The sequence below is a fragment of the Chryseobacterium sp. L12 genome (genome assembly GCF_056133985.1).
The window spans coordinates 1-11522 of sequence record NZ_JBVYOF010000005.1 but is presented as its reverse complement, the minus strand read 5'-3'; the positions used below and the strand labels follow the sequence as shown (position 1 = coordinate 11522).

12 protein-coding genes are annotated in these 11522 nt (G+C 31.7%); 6 read left to right on the top strand and 6 right to left on the bottom strand.

Annotated elements, in window-relative coordinates:
• Positions 1-91 precede the first annotated feature (91 nt).
• From AC0NBN_RS04055 to AC0NBN_RS04035, 5 genes are all read left to right on the top strand, one after another.
• Positions 92-436: a phosphomannose isomerase type II C-terminal cupin domain gene (locus AC0NBN_RS04055; protein ID WP_312344237.1), complete on the top strand. Its 345-nt coding sequence runs from the start codon at positions 92-94 to the stop codon at positions 434-436.
• A 66-nt stretch (positions 437-502) separates the two neighbouring features.
• Complete coding sequence (locus tag AC0NBN_RS04050) at positions 503-1279, top strand: class I SAM-dependent methyltransferase (protein ID WP_160813576.1); 777 nt, start codon at positions 503-505, stop codon at positions 1277-1279.
• Positions 1280-1325: 46 nt separating this feature from the next.
• Positions 1326-2450 (top strand): glycosyltransferase family 4 protein, encoded by a 1125-nt coding sequence (locus tag AC0NBN_RS04045; RefSeq protein WP_160813578.1) that lies wholly within the window; start codon positions 1326-1328, stop codon positions 2448-2450.
• A 24-nt stretch (positions 2451-2474) separates the two neighbouring features.
• Positions 2475-3299, top strand: coding sequence for a glycosyltransferase family 2 protein (locus AC0NBN_RS04040; protein WP_474467152.1), 825 nt, complete (start codon positions 2475-2477; stop codon positions 3297-3299).
• A gap of 43 nt (positions 3300-3342) precedes the next feature.
• Complete coding sequence (locus AC0NBN_RS04035) at positions 3343-4188, top strand: glycosyltransferase family 2 protein (protein ID WP_160813581.1); 846 nt, start codon at positions 3343-3345, stop codon at positions 4186-4188.
• 5 nt (positions 4189-4193) lie between these two features.
• On the opposite strand, the gene AC0NBN_RS04030 is transcribed toward AC0NBN_RS04035, so the two are convergent.
• On the bottom strand, positions 4194-5420 hold the full coding sequence (locus tag AC0NBN_RS04030) for a glycosyltransferase family 4 protein (protein ID WP_160813583.1): 1227 nt from the start codon (positions 5418-5420) through the stop codon (positions 4194-4196).
• A 27-nt stretch (positions 5421-5447) separates the two neighbouring features.
• Positions 5448-6419, bottom strand: coding sequence for a WaaS/CpsH family glycosyltransferase (locus AC0NBN_RS04025; RefSeq protein ID WP_160813585.1), 972 nt, complete (start codon positions 6417-6419; stop codon positions 5448-5450).
• Positions 6420-6479: 60 nt separating this feature from the next.
• On the opposite strand from AC0NBN_RS04025, the gene AC0NBN_RS04020 reads away from it, so the two are divergent.
• Positions 6480-7559: a glycosyltransferase family 4 protein gene (locus tag AC0NBN_RS04020; protein WP_160813586.1), complete on the top strand. Its 1080-nt coding sequence runs from the start codon at positions 6480-6482 to the stop codon at positions 7557-7559.
• A gap of 13 nt (positions 7560-7572) precedes the next feature.
• Here the strand turns inward: AC0NBN_RS04020 and AC0NBN_RS04015 are convergent, their stop codons facing one another.
• The 4 genes from AC0NBN_RS04015 to AC0NBN_RS04000 all read right to left on the bottom strand — a co-directional run.
• On the bottom strand, positions 7573-8334 hold the full coding sequence (locus tag AC0NBN_RS04015; RefSeq protein ID WP_160813588.1) for a glycosyltransferase family 2 protein: 762 nt from the start codon (positions 8332-8334) through the stop codon (positions 7573-7575).
• A 129-nt stretch (positions 8335-8463) separates the two neighbouring features.
• Positions 8464-9714 (bottom strand): ornithine--oxo-acid transaminase, encoded by a 1251-nt coding sequence (rocD, locus tag AC0NBN_RS04010; RefSeq protein WP_160813590.1) that lies wholly within the window; start codon positions 9712-9714, stop codon positions 8464-8466.
• Between the two features lie 349 nt (positions 9715-10063).
• Positions 10064-10495 (bottom strand): hypothetical protein, encoded by a 432-nt coding sequence (locus AC0NBN_RS04005; protein ID WP_160813592.1) that lies wholly within the window; start codon positions 10493-10495, stop codon positions 10064-10066.
• Positions 10496-10508: 13 nt separating this feature from the next.
• The coding region (locus AC0NBN_RS04000; protein WP_160813594.1) for a hypothetical protein at positions 10509-11522 on the bottom strand (1014 nt) is incomplete at its 5' end.

The following is an 11522-nucleotide window of genomic DNA, read 5'->3' as shown; positions in this document are numbered from 1 at the left end:
AATTAAATGTTTTTGATGAGCTTTAATCTAAATGAGATTTGGATTTTTAATCTTATTATCTACATTTGTAAAAATTTAGAATTCACAGATTATGCTAGAAATAGGCGAAAGACCTTGGGGGAAATATTATGTTTTGGCAGACGAACCCAACTATAAACTGAAAAGAATTGAAGTAAATCCGGGGCAGAAACTGTCTTATCAGTATCATCATCAAAGACAGGAACAGTGGACAATTGTTGAAGGAGATGCTACTGTGGTTCTGGATGATAAAGAAATTCATTTAAAATATGGCGAAAGTATTTTCATCCCTTTGGGAGCCAAGCACAGAATGATGAATCTTTCTCAGAAGCCGGTTGTTTTTATTGAAGTTCAGACAGGAACTTATTTCGGTGAAGACGATATTGTGAGAATTGAAGATGATTATGATCGACAATAATCTGATAATATTGTCTAAATGAACTGTAAAATTTGCTCTTCAGCTGCCGAAACTGTTTTTTCTAAAATGATACTGCTTAAATATAAAGTAGATTATCACCAATGTCAAAACTGCGGATTTATACAAACAGATCAACCTTTTTGGTTAGAAGAGGCGTATAATAGTGCAATTACCTCGTTAGATATTGGTATTTTGAAGAGAAATAATGAATTGGCTGAAGCAATACCAAAATATATAGATACATTTTTTCCAGATTCTCAGAAATATCTTGATTTTGCTGGTGGTTATGGCATATTTGTCCGTTTAATGAGAGATTTGGGTTACGAATTTTACAGACAGGATTTGTATTGCGAAAATATTTTCTCAAAACATTTTGATATTACCGATACTAAGCTTAAAAAATTTGATGTAGTAACTGCATTTGAAGTTTTTGAACATCTTGAAAATCCTTTACAACAGATTGAAGAAATTTTTGAATATTCTGACAATCTTATTTTTTCGACCGATATAGTTCCGCAATCGGAATCTGTTGAAGATTGGGTTTATATAGCCAATGAAACAGGGCAGCATATTGCTTTTTATACTGAAAAGGCATTAAAAATAATTGCAGAAAAATTCAACAAAAATTATTACAGATACAAAAACTACCATATTTTCTCCAAAGAAAAATTTTCTCATGAGCAGATAAATTTTGCGTTTTATGGTATCACAAAGTACAGGAGTTTTTTCGGATTGAAAAAGAGAAGGGTTAATTTCAGAATTATCAGACAAAGTCTTTTAGAAAAAGATTATGCTAAGATTCAGCGGATTTTGCAAAGCCAAAGTTCTCACACTTCTAAATGATTAACAGTGTGTTATATAAAACCAGTCAAATCCAATTAAATATTTAATGAAAATATTATTAGATCCACAGATCTTTGATCAGCAAACTTACGGCGGAATATCGCGATATTATACGGAAGTTTTTTCGGTATTGTCAACAAGAAATGATATTGAGGTAATACTCCCTATTTACAGTTCTGATAATGCTTATGTAAATGAAACTGATTTGATGGTGAAAAATAAAAGTCTTCATCTTCTGTACGGGGTTTTGGCTTTTTTTAAAATAAGTACCAGAACATTAAGAAGAAAAAATTCTGAAAAATTACTCAATCAGGCTTTTGAAAACAAGAATTATGATGTATTTGTGCCGACTTATTACAATCCTTATTTTTTAGATAAAATCGGTGACAAGCCATTTGTCCTTACTGTTTATGACATGATTCATGAGATTCTGCCTGAATATTTTATTGATGATCCGTTTAAGGTAGTAGAGCGTAAGTTATTATTGATGGAGAAAGCTGCAAAAATTATTGCCGTTTCACACAATACCAAAAAAGATATTACTAAAATATATCCGCATATTGATCCTGCTAAAATAGAAGTAGTACATCATGGAAGTTCCATAAAAATACACCCTGATGTAAAGGTTAATCTGCCTGAAAATTATATTTTATATGTAGGATCCCGCTCAAATTATAAAAATTTTCAGTTTTTTCTGAGAGCAACAGTTCCTTTGTTGAAACAGAATCATGATCTAAAGATTATCGCAGCTGGTGGAGGGAAATTTCAGGAAGAAGAAGTTAAGCTTTTAAAGGAATTTAACGTTGAAAAACAGGTTTTTCAAAGAAAATTTAACGAAAATGAATTGGGACACTTCTACCAAAAAGCCAAATGTTTTGTTTTCCCGTCACTATATGAGGGTTTTGGAATTCCTGTTCTGGAATCTATGGCATGCGGATGTCCGATCATTTTAACCAAGCACGGTTCATTTCCAGAAGTTGCAGGAGATGCCGGAATCTATTTTGATTCTGATTCCGAAGAAGATTTGCGTACAAAAATAGAGATGCTGCTTTTTGATGAAGACCTTAGAAAGCAATACATCCAAAAAGGATTGGAACATGTAAAGAAATTTGACTGGAAAGACGCTGCAGAACAATGTTTGAAGGTTTATTCTGATGCTGTGAAACAATAATTTAAAATAATGCAGGTAATGAGCATGAAGTTAACCATAATTACAATCAATTTTAATAACAAGGAAGGATTGGTCAAAACTTTTGAATCTGTCAAAAGCCAGACATGGTCAGATTTTGAATACATTGTTATTGATGGCGGAAGTACAGACGGAAGTAAAGAAATAATTGAAAATAATTCTCAGATAAATTATTGGATCAGCGAAAAAGATACCGGAGTTTACAATGCTATGAACAAAGGCATCCGTAAAGCTTCTGGTGATTACATTATCTTTATGAACAGCGGGGATTTTTTCTACGATTCGCAGGTTTTGGAAAAAGTGCAGCAGGAGCTTAGCTCTGATGTGGGAATTCTCTATGGAAATTCAATATACTTTAATGATGAAGGCTATCGAAGAGAAGAAGTTCCGCCAAAAAAACTGACTTTTAGTTTCTTTTACTATGGAGGAATCAATCATCAGGCTGCTTTCATCAAACGAAAACTTTTCGATGAGTATTTTTATTACAGAGAAGATTATAAAATCTGTGCAGACTGGGAGTTTTTTATTGTTCTTATATGTTTGCACAATGTAAGCTATAAACACTTAGAACAGACCATCTGCTATTATGATTATTCGGGAATTTCAGCAAAACCTGAAAACTTAGCTCTTTATCACGCTGAAAGAGAGATTACGCTGAATAGATATTTTGGTGCGTTTCTTGAAGATTTGGCGTTAAGTCATGAAGCTAGAGCAAGAAGAATTCAACATGTACTTCATATTAAAAAATTTCCTGCTGCCTGGAGAATTCTGAAATGGATGATCAGCCTTGTTTTGCTTTTTGTACCTAAATTTAAAATGAAAAAAGATTGATTTTAAGGTAGAATTCTGTTGATATAATTTATAAAATAAAAAAGTGACTTACAGGCTTTCCATAATTACGATCAATTACAACAATGCAGAAGGTTTAAAAAAAACTTTGCAAAGCATTGTCAATCAGAATTCTAAAGAATTTGAATATATCGTTGTAGACGGAAACAGCAGCGACGGAAGCAAAGAACTAATTTCCCAAAACAATCCATACATCAGTAACTGGATAAGTGAGCCCGATACCGGTGTTTATAATGCGATGAATAAAGGAATCAGAATGTCAAACGGAGAATATCTTTTGTTTCTGAACAGCGGAGATCAGCTTGACAATGGAAATGTAATTGAGAAAATTCTTCCTTTTCTGCAAAATGCAGATATTATTTCAGGAAATTTAATTTACAGTTTAGATGGTATTCCTCAAACACTTTTTACGCCGCCGGAAAATATTAATCTGACTTATTTCCTTCATTCATTCTTACCTCATCCGTCTACTTTTATTAAAAAAGATCTTTTTGAAAAAACAGGTTTTTATAATGAAAATTTAAAAGTTGTTTCAGACTGGGAATTCTTTTTAAAGTCTTCAGTAATCCATCAGGCAAAATATATGCACATTGATTTGGTAGTGAGTGACTTTGATAATTCAGGTCTTTCCAGTAATCCCCAGAATGAGCATCTTATCCAACAGGAAAAGCAATCTGTATATGAAACGCTTTTTCCTCATTTGAGAGAGGAAATTGAGATGGTCAAGTTTGCGGGCTCTAAAAGAATGCTTCAGATCCGGTATATCCATAAAAACCACTCTTTCTTGTGGAAATTACTGAAAGGATTTTTGAATATATTAAATCTTTTTTCTTCGGAAAAACAAGTGAAGCAGTTTCAGAAGATTAAATAAAATGGTTATTCTTTATTGATAATTTCCGTGTAATAACTCACTGTTTCCTCAAGCATTTTCTCCAGAGAAAATTTTTCAACGATTGTCTTTCGGGCATTCTGAGAAAGATACTGAGCAAAAGGCTGATCAGAAAATATTTTAATGATTTTTTCTGCAAAATCATCTTCTGACTTGGCAATTAGTCCATTTTTGCCATCTTTTACAATTTCTCTGAAAACTTCGAGATCAGAACATACAACAGGTTTTTCCAAAGCCATTGCTTCGGTAAGCGCTAAACCAAAAGTTTCGCCTTTAGACGGAAATATTAAAGCTTCAGCTTCCGAAAGCAGTTTTATAACTTGATTTTTATCTTTTCTTCCGTGAAAAACAACTTTATTATGAAGGTTATTTTGCTTAATTTTTTCTTTTAGTTTTTCAGAAATTTCAGTCTCTCTGCCAATAAAATGCAGACTGGCTGCAGATTCACTCTGATTAATTTTTATAAAAGCATCCAGTGCTGTTTGCGCACCTTTTTCCACAGAAACATTTCCGATATAGAATATAGATTTGGGCTTGACAGGAATATTTTGCTGAGGTCTAAAAAAATCTGTGTCGATTCCGTTGTAAATAAGATGGTAATTTTTAGATCCGAAAACCTGTCTTACGATATTTTCATTGCTTTCAGAAATCGTAATGATGTAATCCGCTTTTTCAAAAGCCTTTTTCTCATTGTAAATTTTGCCTTTTGAAGCACCATATCCGAAAAATTTGTGTAAAACCGACCAAGAACCGTGACAGCGAATGATATAAGGAATTTTTAAATTTTCTGTTATCCGACTCATTCCTTCCCAATCATGAGTTTCGATTACATCAATTTCTTTATTTTTGATGAACTTTGTGAGTTCTTTTTGTAAATATTCTATTTCCCAATCATAGATTTTGTAATGTAAATTCTGCAAAAAAGAAATTTTTCCGGTAACAGACCGTAGAAGTTCTGCCAGTTTATTTTTCTTAAAATAATCTTTTACAAAAAGGAGCGAGAAGTTTTCATCTTTTTGTTCAAAAGCCTTTTTAGATGAACCAAATACAGAAACCTTTATTCCTTTTTTAATAAGACTTTCGGCAAGATTTTGGTAGAAAACACCCGTTCCTCCGCTATTCGATTGAAATTCTGACTGAAATTCTTTTGTGACAATCAATACATACCTGACTTCTTTCATCTGTAGCTTTTTATTGTTTTTAAAGGTCATCATTGCCAACGTTTGGCAGTCATGGTGATTTTATAAACTGAAAACAGTGTTTACCCAATGATCCAATGTGTATTTGTAATAAATTTCATCCGGAAGTTTTTCATAATCAGTTTCAAAAAAACTTTTATCAATGTTGCTGAAATCCTCGTTGAGGATTAAAATATTGTTGGGATTATAAAAATCGTAGTTTTTAATATTTTCGTTATCAGCAATAATTTTTTTCTCCAAAGCCATAGCTTCAAATATCCGGAAACTCAGCCCGCTCTGGTTTTCACGTTGCAGATCTAAGATTACTTTAGAATTGCTGTAAAGTTTAGGCAGAGATTTTTGCGGAATATTTGTTCTTCTGAATTTCAGAATATCAATGTTGTTTTGATTAATAGCCTGACTGAAATGTTTTTTCCAACCTTTTTTACCGGCAATAATTGTTTTAAATGAAATCTGAAGCGGCTCCAGTTTATTTATCAGCACATCAAGCTTTTCCAGACGTAACTTATCATATGAAGTAATGTAAAATAAATCCAGTTCGGGATTTTGTTTTTCGGCAGGAAGATATTTCAGATAATTATAATTGGTGATTTTTTTGAAACCGAACTGTTTCACATCATGATCATCAAAAGAATAAATTTCGTCAAAGAAATGCAAAATATGTTCTGCGGGGTTTCTCAACATACTGTCATACAGATACGCAATATTTTTTACAGTATATTTTCTGATCACTTCATGCACGCGCTCTTCGATAGCTTCGGGATTAATCACCAAAATCTGATCCTGTTTACCTATTTTTTCTAAAGACTCTATAATGAAATTCTGTCTTTTTTCGTGCTTTGGATTTTTACCGGTAAACACTTTGCTCATCGTGTTTTTCACTCTTGCCCTGAAATCTTTATGAGTAAAGGCTCCAATGTTGATATGGTGAGCTTCTATGCCTTTTTCTTTTAGTGTTCGGACAATGTGCTCATCGTAATGCCAAAAATCAAAACTTATTAAACAAATTTTCATATAACAAAAGTAAAGATTTTAAATATTAAATTTCTATTTTTGACAAAAAGCCATCTTTTAGTGAAAAAAAATATTTTAATAGATGTTGAAAGACTAAAATATCCGCGTTCGGGTATTGCTAATGTCTGTCTTGCTCTTATTAAAGGATTAGACGAAAAATTATGCCGTTTTGATTATACTTTTTTCGGTCCCGAAAAGAATATTCCTTCTACTGAGAAATTTTTCAGCATTATCAACTGGCATTTCTGGCATAAGTTTTTCCCGGCAAATACAGCCAGGTTTTCTCTTGTTCATGTAACGCATCAGCTTTCAGATTATTTTCATTCAATTAATAAAAATCAAAAAAAAGTTGTTACCCTTCATGATCTGAATTTCCTTCATGACAGCAGTTCTGAAAAGAAGATCAAAAAATCTATCCGGAAAGTTCAGAAGAATATTGGTAATGCTGATGCAATTGTATTCATTTCTGAGTTTGTGATGAATGATTTTTTGAAAAATAAACATTTGTTTAAAATAAAAGATGAGGTGAAATTTCAGGTAATTTATAATGGACTGACTTTTCCCGAAAGAAAAGAGTTTCAGTCTCGCCAGCAATATAATTTTATCAACAAAAAATATATTCTAAACATCGGGGTGCTTTTTCCTAAAAAAAATCAGGAAGTTCTGCTGGACCTAATTTCTGCTAATGACCGTGACCTTGTTCTGGTCACATCATCTGCAAAATCAGATTATAAAGAAAGATTTTTACAAAAAATAAAAGATTTGCATCTGGAAAACAGGGTTCATATTCTGGAAAATTTAGACAATGAAGAGAAATATTATCTTTTACAAAACTGCGAATCTTATTGTCATCCTTCACTGGCAGAAGGTTTTGGAATCCCGCCTGTAGAAGCCATGTTTTTCGGTAAGCCCGTATTTCTGAGCAATCTGACAAGCCTCCCGGAAATTGGTGGCGATCTGGCTTTTTATTTTGATGATTTTTCTCCTGAAACAATGCAAAATGTCTATAGCATTGGTATTCAACAATTTAATTCGGATAAAAAAAAATTTAAAATTAAATTAAAAGAAAGAGCTTTGGACTTTAGTTATAAAACAATGGCTGATTCTTATGAAAAGCTTTATGAAGATATAATAAAATAGACTTTTAGACCTACTATTGTTTTGAAAACTTTTGATATTCATAAAGCTTCATATATTTCATAAATGTATAAAAAGCTGCAGTTTTGGCTGCGTAATACCCAACAAAACCATCTAAAAATCCAAGTTGGAACAGGTAAGATTTTAAAAACTGATAAACGGGCTTAATCAGAATTTGCAAAACATCAGTTCTCTTACCTCTTTTAAACATTTTTTCTGCCATCATAGAGGTATATTTATTAGACTTTTCTATGTGATGATGTATGTCTTTGTATGTATAATGATTGATTTTACCTTCTATTGTACCTTTTTGACTGGAAGTGATAAATTCTTCATGCACAATATCTTTCGAGTATTTTCCAAAGCCTTTTCTAAAAAACCTTTCTCTTTTGATATTTCCCCAACCTCCATAATTCAGAGTTTTTCCAAGAAAAATATTGTTAAATTCAATATGAAAAACATCATATTCGTGATGTTGTGAAGAAGATATTTTTCTAATGGAATCTTTAAGTTTTTGGGTGGGAATTTCATCTGCATCTAAAAACAAAATCCAGCTGCCACTGCAATTGTCGATCGCAAAATTTTTCTGTTGACCGAAACCTTCAAATTTTTTCTGTATAAACTTTACTTTTGAATATTTTTCACAGATTTCTCTTGTTTTGTCGGTAGAAAAACTGTCAACAATAATGATTTCATTTGCTAAAGCATCAATGGCTTGCAGGTTTTTTTCTATTATCCTTTCTTCGTTATAGGTAATTATTGCTACAGAAAGATTCATACACTTTTTGTTGTAAATGCAAAAATACTGTTTATTTTAAGATTGCAGAATATGTTATAAAACAGTTTTTCTTACAATGAAAAAGCACTCCGAATAATAAAGGAGTGCTTTAATTTTTTATAAATAATTCTAATTACGATACTCTAAAACTGTTTTTTCAATAATTTTTACACAGTCAAGAAGCTGTTCTTCGGTGATTACCAAAGGCGGAGCTAGTCTGATGATATTTCCGTGAGTAGGTTTTGCAAGAAGACCGTTTTCTTTTAACTGTAAGCAAAGATTCCATGCTGTAGAGCTTTCGGGCGTATCATTGATCAGAATAGCGTTTAGTAACCCTTTTCCTCTTACTTTCGTAATAAGATTGGTTTTTACGATTACTTTTTCAATTTCGTTTCTGAATAATTTTCCTAATTCTTCAGCTCTTTCAGAAAGTTTTTCTTCTTCCACAACATCCAAAGCCGCTATTGCAACCGCACAGGCAATAGGATTTCCACCAAATGTAGAACCATGTTGTCCGGGTTTTATCACATTCATGATTTCGTTATCTGCCAAAACCGCCGAAACCGGATACATTCCGCCTGAAAGTGCTTTTCCTAAAATCAAAATATCAGGCTGAACATTTTCATGATGACAGGCAATTAACTTCCCTGTTCTCGCGATTCCTGTCTGAACTTCGTCTGCAATAAAAAGAACATTGTGTTTTTTACATAATTCAGAAGCTTTTTTAAGGAAATTTTCATCCGGTACATAAACTCCGGCTTCTCCCTGAATAGGTTCTACTAAAAATGCGGCTATATTTTCTGCCTCTCTGTTTAAAACTTCTTCTAAAGCATTGATGTCATTATAAGGAATTTTTACAAAACCAGGAGTAAAAGGTCCGTAATTCTGGTTGGCATCTGGATCGTTTGAAAATGATACAATCGTGGTTGTTCTTCCGTGAAAGTTGTTTTCACAAACTACAATTTTTGCTGCATTTTCTGATATTCCTTTTACTTCATAGCTCCATTTTCTGGCTAATTTTACGGCTGTTTCTACCGCTTCAGCTCCGGAATTCATCGGCAAAACCTTATCAAAACCAAAAAGTGTTGTTATTTTTTTCTCATACTCTCCCAACTTGGAGTTGTAGAATGCTCTTGAAGTCAATGCTAATTTTTTAGCCTGATTTACTAAAGCATCAACGATTTTTGGATGTGAATGTCCTTGGTTTACAGCAGAATAAGCTGAAAGGAAATCATAATATTTTTTGCCTTCAACATCCCATACAAAAACACCTTCGCCTTTGTCTAAAACGACAGGAAGGGGATGGTAGTTGTGAGCACCGTGTTTATCTTCAAGATCTATAAAATATTGTGAATTTTTTGTTTGTTCTGCTGTTGACATATCTTTTTTACTTTTGACAAATTTAATAATTCCTGATTAAATGTTATGGCAGAAGATTAAGATTGAATGTTTCCGGATTATAGAAAGATATTACATTAAAAGTTTATAAATCAGTAATGTTTTGTAAAGTGCTGACAAATGACAGTTTTTATATCTTTTTTTTATTTTGATATTTTTTTTAACAAAAAACCGCCTCAATTTGAGACGGTTATAAAATGTTATTTTATTTTTTTGTAAATTTTATACACAAAATAACTTAGTCCGATAAGAAAAATACAAACTAAAATTTGCCAGATTATTAAACCGCTACCCGGATTTATTTCATTTGTTTCCATATTAATATTATATTTTATTCAAACATTATCCACTTTTCAAACATCCACCAGTTTACATATCCTAAAATTACAGTAATAAATATGAATATTATATTATAATTGAATGGGTCAAAATAGGTTATAGTAAAGATATAGATCAATATTGTATATGAAATGTGCATCCATAATTTATTTCCAAATTTCTTTATCAAAAGATATAATATTAAAAGTATCCAGAAATATGCAATTGTTGCAAACAATATAAAGTCATACAAAAATATTAGTTTTAAATGGTTAATTTTTGTCTCAAAAGTAATTCTATTATTTATATTTATTAATCTATATGGCTTGGTTACTTCAGAATAATTAGTTAATGTTCCTAAAAATATTTGAAGAACGTTTTTCAAACTAATAGAGATAAACATAATCCCTATCAGTTTGAAAATATTTAGTGTAAAATTTTTCATTTATTCTTTTTTACTAGTTACAACCTACAGAACTTATAGGAATTTTTCCTTTAAGATAATTTTTAATCCCATCATAATTTGGTCTATATTTTACAGGTGTAATTACACTAGAGCTTCCTTCTCTATCATTTACATATTTCGATAGCTTGTTTTGCATTTCAGTCCATAAATCATCTGCTGCAGAAAAAGCTATAGCCTCCATGATATAATTTATTATAGGAGTTTTTTCGTCATTTATTTTAGAGGTTCTATCTACACCTCTTGTATAGATATACATTGTTGTCCCATCCATATAATAGGAAAATGCTCTGTTTCCTGAAACGGGATGTACGCCATCATATGACCAACCTTGCGGTGCTTTTATTGTTGAAAATATCCATGTATTGGTGCTTACTCCTGAACAAACAACTGTTCCATCATCTGGAGTAATATCAATATGTATCAAAGCCCCTAAAGGATTTGCAGAGTTCCAAAGTGCTGTATCATGTATATTATAGTAGTTATTTTCTATTGGTGTAAATTTCTCTGCAAACAAATTTATGTTTTTTCTAAAAAAATCAAAAAATTCAGCTGGAGTATATTTCTGTGTTGAATTAGGTTTTTTAGGCATTGTAGAAATTTTTACTGGAAATAAGTCCATATTAATATGAGCGCCTTCTCCATTATCTAAATTAGTAATATTCCAACTCGACCAGTAACTGTTTTGATTTGGAATATTTTGCAATTTTATTTTTACACTTTGGGGTATTTGGTGCATTGCAATATCTTGCCAATGAGGCAATTGGTTGCACGGGATTTTTAATAATTTATTTGGATTTTGTATAAGAGCATCACTTAAACCTTTAAATCTCAGAAATAATGCTTTCGGATTCAATGTATCGGGGTTTTCCTGCAAAAAATTTTGAGCAAATGTAAATAAAGGTTGAAACTGTTGAAGTGTAGTAGTCAGATTTTGCGAATAAAACTGTACCGCTCCCGAAATAAGTTCTGCATTTTGCTGTGTAGGATTTTCAAATAAATTCTTGAT

Coding starts and splice junctions, on each gene's coding strand:
- AC0NBN_RS04050 (WP_160813576.1), top strand. CDS start 503: ATGATACTGCTTAAATATAAAGTAGATTATCACCAATGTCAAAACTGC.
- AC0NBN_RS04025 (WP_160813585.1), bottom strand. CDS start 6,419: ATGAAAATTTGTTTAATAAGTTTTGATTTTTGGCATTACGATGAGCAC.
- AC0NBN_RS04040 (WP_474467152.1), top strand. CDS start 2,475: ATGAAGTTAACCATAATTACAATCAATTTTAATAACAAGGAAGGATTG.
- AC0NBN_RS04055 (WP_312344237.1), top strand. CDS start 92: ATGCTAGAAATAGGCGAAAGACCTTGGGGGAAATATTATGTTTTGGCA.
- AC0NBN_RS04030 (WP_160813583.1), bottom strand. CDS start 5,420: ATGATGACCTTTAAAAACAATAAAAAGCTACAGATGAAAGAAGTCAGG.
- AC0NBN_RS04045 (WP_160813578.1), top strand. CDS start 1,326: ATGAAAATATTATTAGATCCACAGATCTTTGATCAGCAAACTTACGGC.
- AC0NBN_RS04015 (WP_160813588.1), bottom strand. CDS start 8,334: ATGAATCTTTCTGTAGCAATAATTACCTATAACGAAGAAAGGATAATA.
- rocD (WP_160813590.1), bottom strand. CDS start 9,714: ATGTCAACAGCAGAACAAACAAAAAATTCACAATATTTTATAGATCTT.
- AC0NBN_RS04005 (WP_160813592.1), bottom strand. CDS start 10,495: ATGAAAAATTTTACACTAAATATTTTCAAACTGATAGGGATTATGTTT.